The sequence below is a fragment of the Sphingopyxis sp. genome (assembly GCF_025869345.1).
GTDB lineage: Bacteria > Pseudomonadota > Alphaproteobacteria > Sphingomonadales > Sphingomonadaceae > Sphingopyxis.
Map to the genome: position 1 here is coordinate 1 of NZ_JAOZVW010000127.1, position 20,159 is coordinate 20,159.

The window sequence follows — 20,159 nt, forward strand, 5'->3', positions numbered from 1 at the left end:
GTCGAGACACCCATCGGGGCAGCGCTACAGCGATGGGTGTCTCGACTTCGCTCGACACGAACGGGGCGGTGTGTCCATTTGAGGCTCGCCGCTCTAGGTTTTTTCTTTCGTTCCGAACGGCCAATCGATCGCGCCGCTCGCCCATAGCGCCCACCAGATGATCAGCGGCTGCGCGGCGAGGCGCGGGGCGTGATATCCCCAGCCGAGCGTCGTGCCGCCGATCGCGACATGCGCGAAGGCGTGGTGGAAATTCGCGGGCCAGACGCAGAGTGCATAGAGCGCGAGCCCCCAGCCCGCCGCCTTGCGCGTCCGCGGGATCATCAGCCCCAGCGCGCCCGCCAGTTCGGCGACCCCGGTAGCGGCGACGACGAACGCGGGCTGCGGCACCCACGGCGGGGTGATCGCGACGAACGGCGCGGGGGTGGTCAGGTGGCGATAGCCCGCATAGGCATAGGCGAGCGTCAGCAACCAGCGCAGCGCGCTGCGCCAAAAGCCGGCGGCGCGCGGCGTCACCGCCCGATCGCGGCGAGCATCGCCTCGACGCTGGTGAATTTCTCGCGCGGGTTGCCGTCGATCGCGGCGGCGACCTCGGCCGCCTCGATCCGGCGCCAGTCGCGGAAGGTGACCGGCGCGACGCCGCGGCTCGCGAGCAGCGCGTCGAGCCCCGCGCGCCCCGCCTTGCCGGCGCCGCGGCCAATATCCTCCAGCACCAGTTCGGCGATCCGCGCGCCGTCGGGCTTGTTGGTGCCGATCGTCCCCGACGGCCCGCGCCGCGCCCAGCCGACCGCGTAGAGGCCGGGCAGGATGCGCCCCTCGTCGCTCGCGAAGCGGCCGCGGCCATGCTCATAGGGGACGCCGGGGATCGGCGGGGTCTGATAGCCGATGCAGCTCACGACCAGCCCCGCCTCGATCGCATAGGTCTCCCCCGTGCCGTGGCTGCGGAGATCTGCGTCGAGCTCGGTCTTTTCGACGATGACGCGCTGGACCCGGCCGTCCCCGCTTGCGGCGCCCTCGATTGCGACCGGCATGGCGAAGAAGTCGAAGTCGATCGTCACCGGCTTGGCGACCGGGTTCGCGGCGAAACCGCGCAGATGCGTCACCGACTTGCGCATCCCCGGCTCGAGCATCGCGTCGTCGCCCTCGGGCGGCAGGTCGGCGGGGTCGACGCGCGGGCTTGCGCGTTCGAGATGGCCGAGCTCGCCGAGCTCCTTGGGGGTCATCGCGATCTGGTGCGGGCCGCGGCGGCCGAGGATGTGGATCTCGCGCACCGCGCTCGCCGACAGCGCGTCGCGCGCGTGGGCGACGATGTCGCTGCCCGCGAATTCGGCCGGGGTCTTGGCGAGGATGCGCGCAACGTCGAGCGCGACGTTGCCGTTGCCGATCACCACCACGCCCGGCGCGTCGAGCGGCGGGTCGAGCGTAGCGAAATCGGGATGGCCGTTGTACCAGCCGACGAAGGCGGCGCTGCCGATCACCCCCGGCCGGTCGGCGCCGGGGATGTCGAGCGGCCGGTCGTGCGGCGCGCCGGTCGCGAGCACAACCGCGTCGTACAGCCCGGTGAGCTCGTCGATGCCGATGTCGCCGCCGACCGAGACATGGCCGACGAAGCGGACATTGTCGGTGAGCGCGACGCCTTCGTAGCGGCGCGACACCGCCTTGATCGACTGATGATCGGGGGCGACCCCGGTGCGGATCAGGCCATAGGGGACGGGCAGCCGGTCGATGACGTCGATTGCGATATCCTCGGCCTTTTGCAAGGCTTCGGCGGTATAATAGCCCGCCGGACCCGACCCGACGATCGCGACATGACGCATCAGTCCACCTCCATGATCGGGCGCCTGCGCCGGGACGCGGCCCCTTTTTCTTGGGGATGATGCTAGCGGCGAAATGCGCCAGAGCAAGCGGGCTGTTGCATGGGGGCGCAGCGGCCTTGACAGGCGCGCCGCGCAATCATATTGCGCCCGCCTCATTGCCCCGTCGTCTAATGGTAAGACTACGGATTCTGATTCCGTCTATCGAGGTTCGAATCCTCGCGGGGCATCCAAGACTTCACCCGGACAATCAGCGGCGGAGGCCCGGCGATGGCGGCGGGGCGCTATTTCGCCCCCGCGCCGTTCCCCAGCACCATCATCGCCGACAGCGCCAGCGTCTGCGCGCCGCGCTTGATCGTCGGTTCGGGAACCGGCGCGAAATAGGGCGAGTGATTGACCGGAAGCGGCTTTCCCTCGGCCTTGTAGCGCGCGATCGTCGCCGGGTCGTAGCCGCCGATCGCGAAGAAGACCGACGGCACGCCTTCGTCGATGAAGACCGAATAATCCTCGCTCGCGGTGCCGCCCGATTCGCTGGCGGGGACGAATTGCACATCCTTGCCGAAGACCGTCTTCAGCATCGCCGCCGACCGTGCCGACAGCGCGGCGTCGTTGTGGACCGCGTTGGTGCCCGTCGGCTGGGTGATCGTCGGCTCGGGCGCGTGCGCCATCGCCGCGACCGCGCGCGCGGTGCGCTCGACGCCCTCGACCAGCAGCTTGCGCGTCGCATCGTCGTGCGAGCGCAGCGTCAGCTTGAGGTCGGCATGGTCGGGGATGATGTTGTTGACCGTGCCCGCGGTGAAGGCGCCGACGGTGACGACGCCGAACGCCTTGGGGTCCTTTTCGCGGCTGATGATCGACTGGACGTCGGTGACGAAGCGGCTGCCCATCATCACCGGGTCGATGCTCTTGTCGGGCATCGAGCCGTGCGCGCCGACGCCGTTGAAGGTGATGTCGATCGCGTCCGACGCCGAGCTGACGACGCCGTCCTTCACCATCACCGTGCCGACCGGCATCGGCGCGACGTGCGCGGCAAAACCGAAATCGGGCTTGGGCCAGCGGGTGAAGAGCCCGTCGGCGATCATCGCCTTCGCGCCGCTGACAGTCTCCTCCGACGGCTGGCCGATGAACATCAGCGTGCCGTGCCACTGGTCCTTCATCGCCGCGAGCGCCGCGGCGGCGCCGACCCACCACGCCATATGGCTGTCGTGGCCGCAGCTATGGTCGACGAAGCTCAGCTTGCCGTCGACGGTCTGCTGCGCGCGGCTGGCATAGGGGAGGCCGGTCTTCTCCTCCATCGGCAGCGCGTCCATCTCGGCGCGGACGAGCAGGGTCGGGCCCTCGCCGTTCTTGAGGATCGCGACGATGCCGGTCTTGCCGACCTTTTCGGTGACGGTGAAGCCGAGCTTGCGCATCTCGGCCGCAAGGATCGCGGCGGTGCGCACCTCCTGAAAGCCGACCTCGGGATGCGCGTGGAGATCCTTGTAGAGCGCGTCGAGGTGCGGATATTGCTTGTCGATCGTCGCGTCGATCCGGGCGAGCGCGGCGGCAGCGTCGAAGCCGGGCGCGGCCGGGGCCGCCGGTGCGGTCTGGGCAAGGGCGGGCAGCGCCGTCAGGCCGGCGGTCAGGGTCAGCAATATCTTGCGCATCGGGCAGTCTCCACGGTTCGAACGGAAAGGGACAGGCCGGGTCAGCGCAGGAGCGCGGTGACCAGGCGGTGCAGGAAATCGTCGGCGACCGGACGGCGGGCGAGATAGCCCTGGTCGATCGCGGCGGCGATCGCGAAATTGATTTCAAAGGATGACAGGACGGGAGTGATGCCCTGTTCGCCGAGCGCGCGGGTCAGCGTCGCGACATTGGCTTTGCGCCGCTGGCGCTGCGCGTCGATGATCGGGGCGATGAGGTCGGGCGCGACCCGCCGTGCCTCGTAGATGGCGGGCAGGCAGGTGCCGACGACCGGGTCGTCGTAGCGGTTGCGGACGGCGATCGCGAAAGCCAGCAGGTCGGCGGCAGCGTCGCCGCTATCGGCAAGCAGCGCATCGTCGAAGCGGTCGTTGAAGGCGTCGACGAGCGCCGCGACCGCCGAGGGCCAGCGGCGATAGAAGGTCGGGCGGGGAATGCCGGCGTGCTGGCAGATGCGATTGATCGACAGGCCTGCGAAGCCGTGGGCGCCCAATATGGCGACGGCGCTTTGCTTGATCCGGTCGTCGAGCTCCGCCTGCCGCGGCCGCCCCGCCGTCGTGTCCCTGTCGCCCACTGCCGTGACTTCCATCTGTCCCGCACCCGCAATGCCCGATCGCGCTGCCCCAGGCGAATGAATAATATCGATACATGATTGTATCGATATTTTGTGCGGGGTCAAGGGTTTCGCGCCATTCCCGCCGCCAACGCCGTCGTTGCCGGCCGTGCCGGGGGATTGACATGCGTATCGATTTTGCGCCAAGACTTCATTTCGATGCATATTTGTATCGAAATTGTTCGCGGCAGCGACAGATAATGACGAAGGGGCGATCAAGCCCTCGCATCGCCGCGGCAGGCAGACAGGGAAGGGCTCTCGATATGTTGGATAATCGCAAAGTGTTGCTCGTGATTTCGGCGTCGGCTCTCGCGCTCGCCGGCACCCCCGCCTTCGCGCAGGACGAGCCTGCCGCCGCCGAGACGGCGGCCGATGCGGGCGCGAGCGAAATCGTCGTCACCGGCTCGCGCATCGCGCGCCGCGATTTCGAGGCCGCGAGCCCGATCGTCACGCTGGGCGCCGACGCCGTCGCGGCGACGGGGCAGGCGACGCTGGAAGGCGCGCTCAACCAGCTTCCGCAATTCTCCGCCGGGTCGACCGCCTTCTCGAACGACCTCAACGCGACCGGACAGGCGACGCTCAACCTGCGCGGCCTCGGCCCGCAGCGCAACCTCGTGCTGCTCGACGGCCGCCGCCTGCAGCCGTCAAATTCCAGCCAGGTCATCGACATCAACACCATCCCCTCGATCCTCGTCGGCGGGACCGAGATCATCAGCGGCGGCGCCTCGGCGGTCTATGGCTCCGACGCCATCTCGGGCGTCGTCAACTTCAAGGTGCGCGACCTCGACGGCATCGAGATTTCGGGCCAGAACACGCTGACCGAGCGCGGTGACGGCGGCATTCGCGAGATTTCGATCGGCGCGGGCACGCGCTTCGCCGACGGCCGCGGCCGGATCATCGTCGGCGCGGCCTATACCGACCGCGACGCGGTGGGCATCAACAACCGTGCCTTCTTCCGCCGCAATCAGGGCGTGTCGGGGACGATCCCGTTCGGCATCTTCACCCCCGGCGCCAACCCCGCCAGCCAGAAAAAGCTCGACGAAGCCTTTGCCGCCTACGGCATTGCGCCGGGATCGGTGATCCCTTCATCCGGGATCGGCGTCAATTCGGACGGCACGCTCTTCGCCAACGGGCGCGGCGTCTACAACTATCGCGACAATCAGCCCTATCTCTACAACAACGGGCAGGCGCTGCTGCAGGTGCCGTCGACGACCTATACGCAGATCCCGCTCGAGCGCATTTCGACCTTCGGCCGCGCGACCTTCGAGGCGAGCGACAATATCAAGCTGTTCGTCCAGGGGCTTTATACCGACTATACCTCGACGACGATCCAGGACCCCGCCCCGAACGCCGGGCTGTGGACGATTCGCGTTCCACGCTCGAACCCCTTCATTCCGGCCGCGCTGGACCCCATTCTCGATTCGCGCGCCAATCCGGCCGCGCCGGTCGTCGTGACCAAGCGCTACAGCGAGGCGGGGCCGCGCAGCGTCGATCACAAGGCGACGACGTGGCAGGTCCTCGGCGGCGCCTCGGGCAAGTTCGGCGCCAGCGGCGTCACCTGGGAGCTCTATGGCTCGACGGGCAAGAGCATCGTCGACGACATCTCCTACGGCTCGGTCTTCACCAGCAAGGTGCAGCAATTGGCGTCGGCCGCCGACGGCGGCGCGTCGATCTGTTCGGGCGGCTATAATCCGTTCGCGGTCACCAACTCGCCCGAATGCGTCGCCTTCATCAGCGGCGTGACGCGCAACCGCACCGAGACAAAGCAGGACGTCGTCGAGCTCAACCTGCAGGGCGGCATCGCGCAGCTTCCCGCGGGCGAACTGCGCTTCGCGGCGGGCGTCGGCTATCGTCGCAACACCTTCGCCTTCACCCCCGATCCCGAGCAGGTCACCGGCAATATCGTCGCGATCGCGCGCACCTCGCCGACCGCGGGCTCGACGAGTGCGAAGGAAGCCTATGCCGAGCTGTTGATCCCGCTGCTCCACGACATTCCGCTGATTCAGGACCTCACCATCGACGCGGCCTATCGCTATTCCGACTATAAGCAGAGCGGCGGGGTTTCGACCTACAAGGTCGATGTCGACTGGACCGTGGTGAGCGGCGTGCGCTTGCGCGGCGGCTATCAGCGCGCGATCCGCGCGCCGAACGTCGGCGAGCTTTATACCGCGACCACCGGCCTCTTCCCCACCATCGGTTCGGTCACCAACGGCGCCGGCGATCCGTGCGACATCCGCAGCACGTTCCGCAAAGGCGCCAACGCGGCGCAGGTGCGTGCGATCTGCGTCGCGCAGGGGATGCCCGATGTGCTCGCCGACTCCTATGTCAACAACGTCACGCAGGTCGCGGCCTTCCTGTCGGGCAACGCCAATCTGAAGCCCGAAAAGGCCGATACCTGGACGGTCGGCGCGGTGCTGTCGCCGCGCGCGGCCTCGCCGTGGCTGTCGAACCTGCGCGCGTCGGTCGATTATTATAACATCGCGATCGACGACGCGATCGCGACGATCCCGGTGTCGGTGTCGCTCAACAAATGCTTCAACGCCGACGGCAGCAACCCGAGTTACGACGCGAATAATTTCTTCTGCGCGCTGATCGGCCGCGACGTCAATTCGGGCGGCATCACCAACGCGCTGCAACCCTATCTGAACCTCGGCGGCTACAAGACCGCGGGGGTCGACGTCCAGCTCGACTGGTCGGTGCGGCTCGCCGATGTCGGGCTCGGCGACGGGTCGGGGCGCTTCGGCATCTCGTCGGTGATCAACTATCTCGACAAGTTCGAGATTCAGAATCTCCCCGGCGGGCCGTTCCAGGATTTCGGCCGCACGATCGGATCGGGAACCACGCTGCCGCGCTGGCGCTCGACGACCTCCTTCACTTTCGGCACCGACAGCATGAGCGCGCTGGTGCGCTGGCGGCACATCGGCGCGATGATGGACGCGTCGAAGGTCACGAACGTCGCGAGCACGACGCCGGGGGTCAAGGCCTACGACTATTTCGACCTCTCGCTGCGCGTCGACCCGGCCGAGCGCTTCAGCCTGCGCTTCGGGGTGAACAATCTGTTCGACAAGACGCCGCCGGTGGTCAGCGGGGTGCTCGGCCAGACCGACGCGGGCACCTATGACGTGCTCGGCCGCACCTATTATCTCGCCGCGACGGCGCGCTTCTAAGGCGTGATGCTGGAAGAACCCGTCATTGCGAGCGGCGAAGCCGCGCGGCAATCCAGAGTGGGCTTAGACCGCCCTGGATTGCTTCGCTCCGCTCGCAATGACGGAGTGAGTTAATCCAAAGGAGAAGAGCTATGTCGAAATGGATGCGATCGGCGGCGGTCCTCGCCGCCTTCGGCCTTGCGGCGGGAACCCCGGCGCTGGCGGCAGAGGTGCCCGCCGCGCAGGCGGCGCCGGCTCCCGTGGCGGGAACGCTGATCGAAAGCGCACCGCTCGCGCTCGAGTTCGGTCTCGACGGCGCGGCGCGGGCCTTTGCGATCCGTTACGGCTCGACCGACGGCGTCACCGGCAGCGGCGCGGTGCCGGTGACCGGCGCGCTGTTCATCCCCAAGGGCACGCCGCCCGCGGGAGGCTGGCCGCTGATCGCCTGGGCGCACGGCACCGTTGGCATCGGCGACGATTGCGCGCCGTCGCGCAACGCGCGTTCGGCGCGCGACCGCACTTACCTCGATCATTGGCTGGGTGAGGGCTACGCCGTCGTCGCGACCGATTATCAGGGGTTGGGCGGACCCGGACCGCACGCCTATCTGAACACCCGCGTCGAGGCTTATTCGGTGCTCGATTCGGTGCGCGCGGTGCTCGGCGGCGATTTCGGCCTCGCGAACAAGGTGCTGCTCGTCGGCCAGTCGCAGGGCGCCGGCGCGGCCTTCGCCACCGCAGGCTATGCGGCGGACTATGCACCCGACGTCAATCTGCGCGGGACGATCGCCACCGGCCTGCCCAACCTCGCCGTAGCGGGGGAAACGAGCCGCAGCGACGGCGACAAGCCCGACCGGCTGATCGCCTATCTGCTCTACATCGCTTCGGCGGCGCAGCAGATCGATCCCAGCTACGACCCCGCGGCGGTGCTGACCGAGCGCGCGATGCCGCTTTACCAGCGTGCCGCCGACACCTGCGTGGTCGGTATGTTCAATGCGGTGGTCGAGGCGGGACTGACCCGCGCCAACAGCTTCAAGACCGACTTCTGGCACCATTATGCGCCGATGCTGACCTATGCCGGCTATCCGACGCTGCATATCGCCACGCCGGTGTTCATCGGCACCGGCGCCGAGGATGTCGACACGCCCGCGGCGATGCAGAAAACGGTCGTCGATGGCGCCTGCGCCGCGGGTTCGACGATCGAATGGCACGTCTATCCGGGGCTCGACCATTCGGGGACGGTCAACCGCTCCTTCACCGATTCGCGCCTGTTCGCGCAGCAGGTGATGGCGGGCAAACCCGTCGCCGGAACCTGTTCGTCCAAGGCAAGCTGACGGGTTCGCGCGACGCGAATCGAGCGAGCGGAGCGACGCAAGGATGGCGTCGCTCCGCTCGCGATGATGAGGGACCCTGAAATCAGCGGTCGCGGGTGTTGCCGCGTTCGGCGCGGTTGCTTCCCTGCGATGCGGGCTCGCTCGCTTGCGGCGCGGGCTGGCTCGCGGTCTGTTCCTGCTGCTGGGCGGTGTCCTTGAGCTGGCCCTTGGTCATGCCGGTGACGAGCACGTCGCCCGACCCCGCGAAGCTGGCGGCGGGAAGCGTCGCGACGCGGTTGCCGACCTCGACCGTGACGGCCTCGACGACTCCGCGCCCGGTCTGGCGCAGTTCCTGCACATAACCGATCACCTTGCCGCGCGCATCGGTCACCGCCATGCCGGGCTCGACCGCGAACATGCCGCTGCCGCTGGCCGCGCCGCTGCCCGCGGCGGCGAGTTGACCCAGCGCGCCCTGGAAGCTGCCCGCGGCCGAACCGGCGGCGCTGGTGCTGCCCGAGACGTTCGACAGCGTGCCGCCTGCCCGGTCGCGGACAGTCCCGACCGCACCGCGGGTCGTCCCGGTGACGGTCGATGTGGTGCTCTGGGCCGTGCCCTGAAGCGTGCCGGTGGCGCCCTGCGCGGTCTGGCCGACGAAATCGGTGCCGACCGCCTGCGCGTCGAGGCTGCCGCTTCCCGAGGCGCCGCCCGAGCCGTTGGCGCTGCCGCCGACGGCATGGCCGAGCAGATCGCCGTTGCCGTTCGCCGAGCCCTTGCCGTCTGCGCTGCCCTTGCCATGCACGCGGCCCGAGCGGCGATCGACATTCGCTTCGCCGCGGCCCGAGCCGGCCAGTTCGCCGGCGCTGCCGAGCGTGCCGCTGATCGGGCCGGTCGGGTTGCCGAGGGTGCCGCCCAGCGTGCCGCCGAGGCCGCCGGTGAGGCCGCCGCTGCCGCCGAGCAATTGCGCCGCGGCGGGCGCCGAGAAGGCCATGGCCGACGCGGCGAGCGCGAGGGCCGGAATGAAAATGCGATGGGTCATTGTCCTGCTCCTGAATCTGCGGCCCGGAGGGGTGGGCCTGTGGAGAGAACGATGCCGGGGTCGATTTTCTTCCGAATAATTTCGGCAGCGGGTCAGCGGCCGCCGCAGGTGCCGCAGATCAGGCCGTGACCATAGATTTTGTCACGGCCTCTTTTGCCGAGATCGCGCGCCTCCATCACGAGGGCGGCGACCGCCGGACCGATGGCATCGATCGACGGCGCGGGATAGCGGAGCGCGAGCCGGCCCGCGACGAGCGGCGCCGCGAAGGAGGTGCCGCGCAGCCGGTCGGTGCTCTGCGCGCCGGTCGCCGCCAGCACCGCATCGCCGGGCGCCGCGAAGTCGACGTGCAGCGCGCGCCCCGCCTCGGGAAGCGCGCGGTCTTTCGCATCGACCCCCGTCACCGCGAAGACGCCGGGATAGGAGGCCGGATAGGCGGGCGGCGCGGCGGGCCCGTCGTTGCCGACCGCCGCGACGATCAGCATCCCGCGCTGCCGCGCGCGGAGGACCGCCGCCGACAGCAGCTTGTTGTCGGGTCCGACGAGGCTGATCGTCGTCACCGCAACGCCCCTTTCGACCAGCCAGCCCAGCGCGCGGGCGATCGCGCTCGCATTGCCGCCCGCGGGGTCGGTGCCATAGACATCGGCCGCGAGCAGCCGCCGCCCCGGCGCGGCCCCGCGCACCGGCCCGGTCCCGACCAGCAGCGAGGCGACCGCCGTCCCGTGGCGGTTTGCCGACGGCGCGCCCGTCGCAAAGCCGCGCTGTTCGACGCGTCCCGCGATCGATGGATGCGCGGCGACGCCGCCGTCGATCAGGCCGAGCGCCGCCGGTCCCGCGCCCGCCGCCGCCGCGAGCGCTGCGTGCGGCAACGCTCCGCCCGGCCCGCTGGCGAAATAGAGATTGTCGACATCGATCTCGGCCGCGGGGAGCAGCTTCGCCAATTGCTTGCGCGCGCGTGCGAGGCTGCGCCCTTCGGGCACGCGAAAGCGCGCGATGTCGAGGTCGAGTCCCGCGATATGGTCGCGGTCGAGCAGCTCGAAGCCGTGCTGGCCCGCGCGCGCGATCATCGCCGCGTCGATCCCGCTCGCGACGAGGACGCCGCGCACCACGGGCTCGCCGCGGTCGTCGAGTTCGATGCTCTCGCGATGGCGGCGCAGCAGCGCGGTGATCCGGTCGAGCCGGAGCCCGGTCAGCCGGTCGCCCGCCGAGAGCAAAGGCTCGGCGTTCAGCTCGGGCAACGGCGGCAGCGTGTGCGCCGGGTCGGGAATCTGGACCTGCGGCAGGGCAAGCTGCGCGTCCGCGCGCGGTCCGATCGCGACGATCAGCAGGCAAAGCATCATCGGCAGGGCGGCCCGGAGTTTCATCTCACCTCTCGCAAAAATCGCCCCCGGACGAAATGGGGAGCGTTTTCCCGGAAAAATTTAGCATGTCGCGGAAGAAACGATAGAAGGCTGTCGTTTCTTCCTCGGACAATCGAAAAGGCGATCATGCGCTTTGAAGAGGAACTGGTCGAGCTGCTGCCGCGTCTGCGCCGTTTCGCGCGCGGACTGGCGCAGAGCGCCAGCGACGCCGACGACCTGTGCCAGGCGGCGATCGAGCGCGCGCTGAAATCGCGCGAACAGTGGCAAGACGGAACGAGACTGGACAGCTGGATGTACCGCATCACCCGCAATCTCTGGATCGACGAGCGCCGCGCGGCGGGCCGGCGCGGCGTCCATAGTCCTATCGACGAGGCCGCGACGCAGGTCGTGGGCGACGGCGCCGCCGAGGTCGAGGCCGGCGCGCTGCGCGGCGATGTCGATGGCGCGATGGCGCGGCTCCCCGACGAACAGCGCGAGGTGGTGATGCTCGTCCTCGTCGAAGGCTATGCCTATCGCGAGGCGGCCGAAATATTGGAGGTGCCGATCGGCACCGTCACCTCGCGCCTCGCGCGCGGCCGCGAGACGTTGATGCATTTGCTGGGAGAGGCGGCATGAGCTTCGACCCCGCCACCGTCGCCGCTTTCGTCGATGGCGAACTCGACGACCTCACGGCACGCCGGATCGCGCGCGAGGCCGAGAGCGATCCGGCGCTGGCGGCCGAGATCGCGCGCCACCGCGCGCTGAAGGCCCGGCTGACGGCGCATTTCGCGCCCGTTGCCGAAGAGGCGGTGCCCGAACGGCTGCGCGCGCTGCTGGTGGACGCCAGGGTCGACACCAGCCTCGCCGACCGCCGCGAAGCGAAGCGCGCGCGTTTCGCGCCGGTCCATTGGGGGGCGATCGCGGCGTCGCTGGTGCTCGGGCTGACGATCGGCCTGAAGCCTTGGCTGCCCGCGGCCGACGTGACCAGCGCGAACGGCACGCTGGTCGCCGCGGGGCCGCTGGCGCGGGCGCTCGACACGCAGCTCGCCTCGAACCAGCCCGCCGATGCCGCGGTGCGGATCGGCCTCAGCTTCCGCGACAAACAGGGCCGCACCTGCCGCAGCTTCGAGGGCGCCGTGCTTTCGGGTATCGGATGCCGCGAGGGGGAACGCTGGACGCTCGAACGCGCGCTGCGCGGGGAAGGCAGGCGAGACTATCGTCAGGCCTCCTCGGGCGCGCTGGCGGCCGATGTGGCGGCGATGCTGGCGGGCGATCCCTTCGACGCCGCCGCCGAGCGCGCCGCGCGCGACCGGGGGTGGTCCGATTGAGCATCGCCCTCTAGAGGATCGCCGGCCGGACCCTTGGGGCGGCCGTCATGGCGCGGGCATAGCCGCCGGGCGCGAGGCGGGCGATCAGCATCGCGGCAACCGCGACGCAGCCGAGGTGGAGCAGCCAGCCGGCGACGAAGCCGCCGGTGCGGTCGTGCAGCGCGGCGACGATCCATGGCGGCAGCGCCGCGAGCAGGAAGCCGCCGCCCTGCATCAGCGCCGACAGCGCGCCGGCCTCGGCCGCGTCCGCCAGATGGTCGAGCGCGACGATCATCATCAGCGCGAAGCAGCCGCCGAGCCCGGCGCCGAGCAGGATCGCGATGACGAGCGGCGCGGCCTGCGGCGCGAAGGCCAGCCCGGCGAAACCCGCGGCCTGCATCGCGAGCGTCAGCGCCAGCCAGCCGCGCCGGTCGGTCCGCCCGCGCGCCGCGATCGGCAGCAGCAGCGCCGCCGCCGCCTGCGCGACCGCCAGCACCGCGAGCAGACCGCCGCTCGCGGTGACGCTGCGCCCCTGAGCCTGATAATAGGGGGCGAGCCAGGCGACCGACGAGGCATAGCCGCCGTTGACCAGCCCGAAACAGGCCATCAGCAACCAGGTGCGCGGGCGGCGGAGCAGCGCGGCCATGGCTGCGCGTCCTGCCGGCGGCGCCTGGTCGCGCGGCAGACGCGCCGCCAGCGCGAGCGCGGCCATCGCCGGCGCGGCGAACAGGGCGAGGCCGACGCGCCAGCTTCCGGTCGCCTCGGCGAGGAGCGGGGCGGCCTGCGCGCCGAGCGCGCCGCCACCCATCAGCATCGCCGAATAGAGGCCCATGACGATCGCCACGCGCTGCGGAAAATCGCGCTTGATGATGCCCGGCAGCACCGCCTGAACGACCGCGACGCCGAGCCCGCAGAGGAGCGCGGTGCCGAGCAGCAGCGTGCCGTTCGTGGCGAACAGGCGGAGGAAAGAACCGAAGGCGAGCAGCGCCAGCGCCAGCACGACCAGACGCCGCGGCGCCACCCGGCGCTGGAGCAGCGGTCCGGTGAAGGCGCCGACCCCCATCAGGAGCATCGGCAGCAGGGTCAGCAGCGCCATATCCTGCAAGCCCAGCCCCGTCGCTGCGCTGATCGCCCCCGCGAGCGGCCCGATCCCGGTCAGGAAGGGCCGCAGGTTGAGGCCGATCAGCGCGATCGCCGCGAGCGGGAGCAGGCGGGCGGCTTTCATCCCGCCTTCGCCTGCTGCTTTCGCGCCCAGTCGGCATAAAGCTCGGGTTCGCCCTGCGGGACATGGCGGATCGCCATCGCCTGTTCGGCGAAGGGCTTGGCGAGATCGGCATAGATAGCGGCGGTCGACAGGCCATAGGGCGCGCCGTCCTCGTTCGAATAGGCATAGGTGACCGCGCCGATGCCCGACAGGCGCATCGCCGCCAGGCACATCGGGCAGGGATGGCCGCTCGCGAAGACCGCGCAGCCGCCAAGGTCGGGCGAGCCGAGCACGCGGCTCGCGGCGCGGAGCGCGCCGAGTTCGGCGTGTGCGGTCGGATCGCCGGTCGCGAGGATATCGTTCACCCCGGTCGCGATCACCGCGCCGTCCCTGACGACGACGGCGCCGAAGGGGCGGCCGCCATGGTCGGCGTTGGCGCGTGCGAGGGCGATCGCTTCGGTGAGGAAGCGTTCGGTTGCTTCGGTCATTTCTTTCCTTCCTATCGGGCGCCGGCCTTGGCGAGCGCCTGTTCCATTGCGGCGAAGCCGCGGCCGCGGGCATGGTGCAGCGGCGTGACACCGTTGCCGTCGGCGAGATTGACGTCGGCGCCCGCCGCGATGAGCAATTCGACGATCCGCTGGTGCGGCGGGCCGCCGTCGCCGAGGATGATCGCCTCGAGCAGCGCGGTCCAGCCGAGCCGGTTGACATGGTCGACATCGACCCCCGCCGCGATCAGCGTGCGGACGGTCTCGACATGGCCGCGCTCGGCTGCCGGGATCAGCGCGGTACCGCCATAGCGATTGACGCTTTCCAGGTCGGCGCCATGCGCGAGCGTCATCGCGAGGATCGCGTCGTGCCCGCGTGCGCCAGCATAGAGATAGGGGCTGTCCTCGATTCCGTCCTTGGCGTTGACGTCGGCGCCGGCCGCGATCAGCGCCTCGGCGGCGCGGATGCCGTTGACCTGCGTTGCGACGAGCAGCGGCGTCCGCCCGGCGTTGTCGCGGGCGTCGATCGCGGCGCCGGCAGCGAGCAGCGCGCGGATCGCCGCCGCATCATCCTTCGCCGCTGCGTCGTGCAGGCCCAGGTCGCTCATCGCCTGCCCCATGCCGATCGCCGATCCGACCAGCGGCGCCGCGACGGCCGCTGCCGCCAGCGCGACACCGATCGCCGCTCGCCTGCCCATCCGCATCGCGTCACTTCGCCGCCGCGGCGTTCCACGCCGCGACCTTGGTGCGCGTGTCGGCGAGCATCTTGTCGAGCGCCGCGCGGTCGTAGGCGGCGCCGCGCAGCACCACCGCGCGGATCGCGCGCGTCGCGGCGATGTCCTGAAGCGGGTTGCGGTCGAGCAGCACGAGGTCGGCGGCCTTGCCCGCCTCGACCGCGCCATAATGGTCGAGCTTGCCGAACCAGGCGGGACCGGCGCGCGTCGCGGAGGCGAGCGCCTCTGCCGGGGTCAGCCCCTTGTCGACGAAGATGCCGAGTTCCTGATGCAGCGCGATGCCGGGATAGTTGAACGAGTTGAGGAAGCCCGCGTCGGTTCCCGCCATGATCGTCACCCCCGCCTTTTGCAGCATCGGCAGCACCGATGCCTCATGCTCATATTCGGCGTGGCGCGCGGCGATAGCGGCAGCGTCGGCCTTGGCGGCGCGATCGATGCGCCACTGATAGGTTGCGCGGAGGCCAGGGCCGATCAGGCCGAGATAATCGTCGCTCTTGTGATCGTCCTGATCGAGATAGGCGATGACGCGGCTGCCGTTCAGCGTCGGAGTGACGAACACGCCTTTCGCGGCGAGCTTGCGATAGGCGGCCATCGCGGTTTCGGGGTCGAAGCCCGCGTCGATGCGGCGATAGGCCTCGGCGCGGTCGATGCGTCCGGCGGCGAAATCGGCGGCGATCGCCGCTTCGTCCTTCACCCCGGCCTTATAGGCATAGCCGATATGCTCGATCGAGCTGATCCCGGCGTCGACCGCCTGATCGACGGTCAGCGCGAGCGGGATATGGCCCGAGACGCGCAGCCCCGCCGCGCGCACCTTGCGGATCGCGTAGAGGAAGAGGTCGGGCTTCATCGTGCTGTCGGTGATCTTGACGAAATCGACGCCAAGGCCGGTCAGCTTGGTGACCGCCGCATCGACGTCGGCCTCCGATCCTGTTTCGAGCGTGCCCTTCCAGATCGGCTTGATGCCTTCGATCTTGGGCCCCGAGCTCAGCAAGGTCGGGCCGAACAATTTGCCGCTCGCGATCTCGCCGCGCCACGCCAGCACGTCGTTCGGCAGGTCGCCCGAGGCGTCGCGCACCGTCGTGATGCCGTGCGCGACATAGAGCGGCAGCAGCGCCTTATTCTCCTCGACCAGCGCCGGGCCGCCGCCGAAATGGACGTGCATGTCCCAGAGGCCGGGGATCAGGAAGCGGCTCCTGCCGTCGATGATGCGTCCGGCGGACCATGCCTTTGCGACTTCCGCGTCGCCGCCGACCGCGACGATCACGTCGCCTTTGGTCGCAACCGCCTGATCGGCGATCAGCCGCGCCCCCGCGACATCGACGATCGTCGCGTGGCGGATGATGAGGTCGGCGTGCTCCTTCGCGGCGGCGGTGGAGAGGGGCAGCAGGGCGAGCCCCGCGAGGAGGGCGGATACCAGCTTCTTCATGGCGTCGATTCCCGGTTGTTGAATGATCCGTCGCAGATAGGGCTTTGACGCATCATTCTCCAATGAGATGTTTAAATGCCTATCATTCAGCTTTAGGATGATGTCATGTTCGATCCGCGCCTCCTCCGCGCCTTCGTCGCGATCGCCGACACAGGCAGCTTCACGCAGGCGGCCGAGCGGCTGCACAGCACCCAGTCGACGATCAGCCAGCAACTCGCGCGGCTCGAACAGGCGGTGGGGCAGGGGCTGATCGACCGCGCGGCGCGGCCGGTTCGCGTCACCGCGCCGGGCGAGCGGCTGCTCGGCTATGCGCGCCGCATCCTCGCGCTGCAGCAGGAGGCGGAGACATTGCTTGCCGACCGCGCCGGCACCGCGGCGATCCGCATCGGGGTTCCCGAGGATATCGTGACGTTGCCGATGAGCGAAATCTTCGCGCGCTTCGCCGAGCGGCATCGCGAAGTGCGCCTCGACGTTACCACCGGGCTCAGCCGCGACCTCGACCGCCGTTTTCGCGCGGGCGAGTTCGACATCGTCGTCGTCAAGGAAGCCGCCGCGAGCCCCGACCATCGCGCGAGCTTTCCCGAGGCGATGGCCTGGTTCGAGAGCGCGGAGCGCGCGCGGCCGTGGGCCGATCCCGTCCCGCTCGTGACCTTTCCGCCGGGCGGCCTTTATCGCGAGGCGATGTTCGAGCGCGTCGAGCGGGCCCGCCGCCACTGGTACGTCGCCTTCACCGCGACCAGCCTTGCCAGCGTCCGTACCGCGGTCGCGGCCGGGCTCGGCCTCTCGCTTCTGCCCCGTGCCGCGGCCGAAGGGTGCGGGATACGCCCCTATGCCGGATTCGGAGAGGCGGCGGCGATGGCGGTCTCGGTCTATTCGTGGGAGGATGCGGGCGAGATCGGCCTGCTGCTCGGCCATATCAAGGCGGTGCTGCAGGGCCGCTACGAGGCGTATCGCGCGCCGTTCGGGATTTGAGCGAGCGGGTTGGGGAGGGTGGATTCAAGCCGCAACTCGCCGCCCGAAAGAATTTCTTCGCTTGACGATTCCTAAATCAATCTTTTAAGTTGAATTTGTCGTTCGGATCTGGTCGAGACGGGCGACGGGCTCTCCCGCCTCTTCTCTTCGACCCGCGGCTTTTGACCGGGAAGCAGCTTGCTCCGCGTTACCAACGGCTAAAGCGCGTGATGCTCGGGCGACGGCGCCAGGCATTGCGTTCCCCCAGCAGGGGTATTGCGATGCGCATGTGTAGCAGCAGGTTTTGACCTTTACCGATCGGGTCCGGTGCATGGCGCCGGCCCGTCGTTCTTCCCGTCGCACCCCGCCTTGCCGGGATGCGGCTTTGGTCCGGCGTCCCCGGCAAACGGGCGCGCCGGTGACAGGTGAACCCATGCCTTTGCTGACTCCATCCGACCTGTCGGATCTCGCTCGCTATCCCGCCTCGCTGCGCAGCGCCGCCCGCGCGCTGTGGGGAAGCGGACTGGTGCCCGCGCGCTCCGGCCCGGTACCGCGCGCGCCCGAAAATCCGCGAGTTCGTGGAAAATGAAAGAATTTTTTCCGTTTCAATAAGAAATCTTCTTCGCACAGCGCGGCGAGGCTCTGTTACAGATGAATCGAAGCGCTTTGCCGCCTGCCCCGGCCCCTCGGGGACATCATAATAGCAAGACCAGGAGGACTGACATGATCCCTTTCCGTAACCTAGCGACCAGCGCCATCGCCCTCGCGGCGATCGCCGCCTTTCCGGCGCAGGCGCAGGATGCGCCCGACGCCGCGGATAGCGCCGGCAACGGCGACGAGATCATCGTCACGGGCACGCGCGCGGCCGGGCGGTCGCGGCTCGACTCGCCGGCGCCGGTCGATGTGCTGAGCGGCGAGACGCTGCGCCGTCAAGGATCGACCGAAGTCGGGCAGGCGCTGGCGACCGTCGCGCCGTCGATCGACTTCAAGCGTTCCTCGGCGGTCGACGGCACCGACGCGATCCGCCCCGCGACGCTGCGCGGCCTGTCGCCCGACCAGACGCTGGTGCTGATCAACGGCACCCGCGCCCACACCTCGGCGCTGCTCAACGTCAACGGCAGCGTCGGGCGCGGCTCGGCGGCGGTCGACCTCAACACCATCCCCACCGTGGCGCTCGACCGCATCGAGGTGCTGCGCGACGGCGCCTCGGCGCAATATGGCTCCGATGCGATCGCGGGCGTCATCAACCTGCGCCTGCGCGAAGCGCGCGAGGGCGGCGGCGTGTCGGCGACATACGGCATCTATGCCACCGACATCGACACCGCGCGCGGCCATCGCAGCGTCACCGGCGAGCCCGTCCTCACCGTATCGGGCTGGCAGGGCATCGGCTTCGGCAACGACGGCTACCTCACCATCTCGGGCGAATATGTCGACCGCAAGCCGACCAGCCGCGGCGATTTCGACCCGCGCGTGACGCCCAGCCGCGTCACCAGCCGCTTCGGCGATCCCGAAGTCGAGCAGGCGACGGTCTTCGCCAACGCCGGGGTCAATGTGACCGAGGCTTTGCAGCTTTACGGCTGGGTCGGCTATCAGGATCGCGACAGCAAGAGCGCGGCCTTTCCGCGCCTCGCCACCACGGCCGCGGCGAACGGCGTCGGCAGCATCTGGCCCGACGGCTTCCTGCCGCTGATCAACACCAAGTCGCGCAACCTGACGAGCGCGGTCGGCCTGCGCGGCGACGTCGGCGAATGGAATGTCGACCTCAACCTCAGCTATGGCCGCAACCGCATCGCCTTCCGCACGCTTAATTCGGCGAACTACAGCCTCGGCGCCGGCTCGCCGACCGAATTTTATGACGGCGCGGTGACCTATGACCAGTGGATCGGCGGCCTCGACGTGTCGCGCAAGTTCGACATCTTCCACTCGCTGAACCTCGCTTTCGGCGCCGAGTGGCGGCGTGAGGGTTACAAGATCGCGGCGGGCGAGCCCGATTCCTATACCGGCAGCGGCGCGCAGGGCTTCCCGGGCTTTGATCCGCGCAACGTGGTCGATGCGCACCGCCGCAACATCAGCGGTTATATCGACATCGAGGCCGAGTTGACCTCGCGCTTCCTCGTCGCGGTCGCGGGCCGGGTCGAGGATTATTCGGACTTCGGCTCGACCGCCAACGGCAAGGTGTCGGCACGTTTCGACGCGACCGACTGGTTCGCGCTGCGCGGCACCGCCTCGACCGGCTTCCGCGCGCCGTCGCTGCAGCAGCAATATTATACCTCGATCACGTCGGTGGTGGTCGGCGGTGACGTGCTGCTGACCGGCCATTATCCGCCGACGAACATCGTCGCCGAAAGACTGGGCGGGCTACCGCTCGAGCCTGAGAAATCGACCAACTTCTCGTTCGGCGGGGTCGTCCACAGCGGGGCGTTCAGCCTGACCGTCGACGCCTATCAGATCAAGCTTCGCAACCAGATCGCGCTGTCGGAGAATATCCGCGGCACTGGCGCGCCAGGCGATCCGATCAACGCGATCCTCGATCCGCTCGAAGTCCAGGCGGCGCGCTTCTTCATCAACGGGGTGCGTTCGACGACCAAAGGCGTTGATGTCGTCGCCAATTACAAGGCGCGGAGCGAGAATCTTGGCACCTTCGACTTCACGCTGGCCGCGAATTTCAACGACATCGACGTGACGCGGGTGCCGACTTCGACCTCGACACTGAACCCGGCGCCGACCCTGTTCGGGCGCAGCCGCATCCTGACGCTGGAGGAAGGGACGCCGCGCACGAAGATCACGGGCGCGATCGACTGGTCGGGCGACCTGCTCGGCGCGACGCTGCGCACGACCTATTATGGCGGGGTCAACCAGCCGGGCACCCCAGCCGATGGATCGGGCGACATATTGACCGGCAAGCATGTCATCACCGACCTCGAGTTGCGCTATCAGCCCGTCAAGGGCGCGCAGATCGCGCTGGGGGCGAACAATCTGTTCGACGTCTATCCCGACGCGACGCCCGCCGCGCTCAACCCGACCGGGGTCGTCGGCTACCCCTTCTATTCGCCCTTCGGCTTCAACGGCCGCTATCTCTACGCGCGGGTCGGCCTGACCTGGTAAGCGCGGCCGCGAAT

The 20,159-nt window shown here is 69.1% G+C and carries 16 protein-coding genes and 1 tRNA gene; 7 read left to right on the forward strand and 10 right to left on the reverse strand.

Annotated features, from left to right (window positions below; genetic code table 11):
* Positions 1-93: 93 nt before the first annotated feature.
* Together OJI97_RS13495 and OJI97_RS13500 are read right to left on the reverse strand one after the other, a co-directional pair.
* On the reverse strand, positions 94-513 hold the full coding sequence (locus OJI97_RS13495) for a DoxX family protein (RefSeq protein WP_297664264.1): 420 nt from the start codon (positions 511-513) through the stop codon (positions 94-96).
* Positions 510-1,814: an FAD-dependent oxidoreductase gene (locus OJI97_RS13500; RefSeq protein ID WP_297664266.1), complete on the reverse strand. Its 1,305-nt coding sequence runs from the start codon at positions 1,812-1,814 to the stop codon at positions 510-512. The genes OJI97_RS13495 and OJI97_RS13500 overlap by 4 nt, the downstream gene beginning before the upstream one ends.
* Positions 1,815-1,970: 156 nt before the next feature.
* On the opposite strand from OJI97_RS13500, the gene OJI97_RS13505 reads away from it, so the two are divergent.
* Positions 1,971-2,044: transfer RNA gene (locus OJI97_RS13505), tRNA-Gln, on the forward strand.
* 51 nt (positions 2,045-2,095) lie between these two features.
* Here OJI97_RS13505 and OJI97_RS13510 read toward each other — a convergent pair.
* Together OJI97_RS13510 and OJI97_RS13515 are read right to left on the reverse strand one after the other, a co-directional pair.
* On the reverse strand, positions 2,096-3,457 hold the full coding sequence (locus OJI97_RS13510; protein ID WP_297664268.1) for an amidohydrolase: 1,362 nt from the start codon (positions 3,455-3,457) through the stop codon (positions 2,096-2,098).
* A 41-nt stretch (positions 3,458-3,498) separates the two neighbouring features.
* Positions 3,499-4,080, reverse strand: coding sequence for a TetR/AcrR family transcriptional regulator (locus OJI97_RS13515; RefSeq protein ID WP_297664269.1), 582 nt, complete (start codon positions 4,078-4,080; stop codon positions 3,499-3,501).
* A gap of 287 nt (positions 4,081-4,367) precedes the next feature.
* Here OJI97_RS13515 and OJI97_RS13520 point away from each other — a divergent pair, with 287 nt between their 5' ends.
* Together OJI97_RS13520 and OJI97_RS13525 are read left to right on the forward strand one after the other, a co-directional pair.
* Entirely contained in the window at positions 4,368-7,271 is a 2,904-nt protein-coding gene (locus tag OJI97_RS13520) for a TonB-dependent receptor (RefSeq protein ID WP_297664270.1), read from the forward strand.
* Positions 7,272-7,402: 131 nt separating this feature from the next.
* Positions 7,403-8,581, forward strand: coding sequence for a lipase family protein (locus OJI97_RS13525; protein ID WP_297664271.1), 1,179 nt, complete (start codon positions 7,403-7,405; stop codon positions 8,579-8,581).
* An 82-nt stretch (positions 8,582-8,663) separates the two neighbouring features.
* On the opposite strand, the gene OJI97_RS13530 is transcribed toward OJI97_RS13525, so the two are convergent.
* Together OJI97_RS13530 and OJI97_RS13535 are read right to left on the reverse strand one after the other, a co-directional pair.
* Positions 8,664-9,596, reverse strand: a complete 933-nt coding sequence (locus OJI97_RS13530) for a hypothetical protein (RefSeq protein ID WP_297664272.1) — start codon at positions 9,594-9,596, stop codon at positions 8,664-8,666.
* A gap of 92 nt (positions 9,597-9,688) precedes the next feature.
* Positions 9,689-10,957, reverse strand: a complete 1,269-nt coding sequence (locus OJI97_RS13535; protein ID WP_297664274.1) for a S8 family serine peptidase — start codon at positions 10,955-10,957, stop codon at positions 9,689-9,691.
* A gap of 123 nt (positions 10,958-11,080) precedes the next feature.
* Between OJI97_RS13535 and OJI97_RS13540 the strand changes: the two genes are divergently transcribed.
* Positions 11,081-11,569: an RNA polymerase sigma factor gene (locus tag OJI97_RS13540; protein WP_297664276.1), complete on the forward strand. Its 489-nt coding sequence runs from the start codon at positions 11,081-11,083 to the stop codon at positions 11,567-11,569.
* Complete coding sequence (locus OJI97_RS13545; RefSeq protein WP_297664278.1) at positions 11,566-12,261, forward strand: anti-sigma factor; 696 nt, start codon at positions 11,566-11,568, stop codon at positions 12,259-12,261. Before OJI97_RS13540 ends, OJI97_RS13545 begins: the two co-directional genes overlap by 4 nt.
* A gap of 10 nt (positions 12,262-12,271) precedes the next feature.
* Here the strand turns inward: OJI97_RS13545 and OJI97_RS13550 are convergent, their stop codons facing one another.
* Genes OJI97_RS13550 through OJI97_RS13565 form a run of 4 tightly spaced genes read right to left on the reverse strand, consistent with a single transcriptional unit; the run spans position 12,272 to position 16,089 of the window.
* Complete coding sequence (locus OJI97_RS13550; protein WP_297664280.1) at positions 12,272-13,465, reverse strand: cyanate transporter; 1,194 nt, start codon at positions 13,463-13,465, stop codon at positions 12,272-12,274.
* On the reverse strand, positions 13,462-13,932 hold the full coding sequence (locus tag OJI97_RS13555; protein WP_297664282.1) for a nucleoside deaminase: 471 nt from the start codon (positions 13,930-13,932) through the stop codon (positions 13,462-13,464). Before OJI97_RS13555 ends, OJI97_RS13550 begins: the two co-directional genes overlap by 4 nt.
* A gap of 11 nt (positions 13,933-13,943) precedes the next feature.
* Positions 13,944-14,633 carry an ankyrin repeat domain-containing protein gene (locus OJI97_RS13560; protein ID WP_297664284.1) on the reverse strand — a complete coding sequence of 230 codons (690 nt, stop codon included), beginning with the start codon at positions 14,631-14,633 and terminating at the stop codon, positions 13,944-13,946.
* Positions 14,634-14,637: 4 nt separating this feature from the next.
* The gene (locus OJI97_RS13565; RefSeq protein ID WP_297664286.1) at positions 14,638-16,089 is read right to left on the reverse strand and encodes an amidohydrolase family protein; all 1,452 of its coding nucleotides are present in this window, start codon (positions 16,087-16,089) and stop codon (positions 14,638-14,640) included.
* Positions 16,090-16,194: 105 nt separating this feature from the next.
* Between OJI97_RS13565 and OJI97_RS13570 the strand changes: the two genes are divergently transcribed.
* Both OJI97_RS13570 and OJI97_RS13575 read left to right on the forward strand, forming a co-directional pair.
* Positions 16,195-17,061: a LysR substrate-binding domain-containing protein gene (locus OJI97_RS13570; protein ID WP_297664288.1), complete on the forward strand. Its 867-nt coding sequence runs from the start codon at positions 16,195-16,197 to the stop codon at positions 17,059-17,061.
* A gap of 702 nt (positions 17,062-17,763) precedes the next feature.
* Positions 17,764-20,145 (forward strand): TonB-dependent receptor, encoded by a 2,382-nt coding sequence (locus OJI97_RS13575; protein WP_297664290.1) that lies wholly within the window; start codon positions 17,764-17,766, stop codon positions 20,143-20,145.
* Positions 20,146-20,159 lie beyond the last annotated feature (14 nt).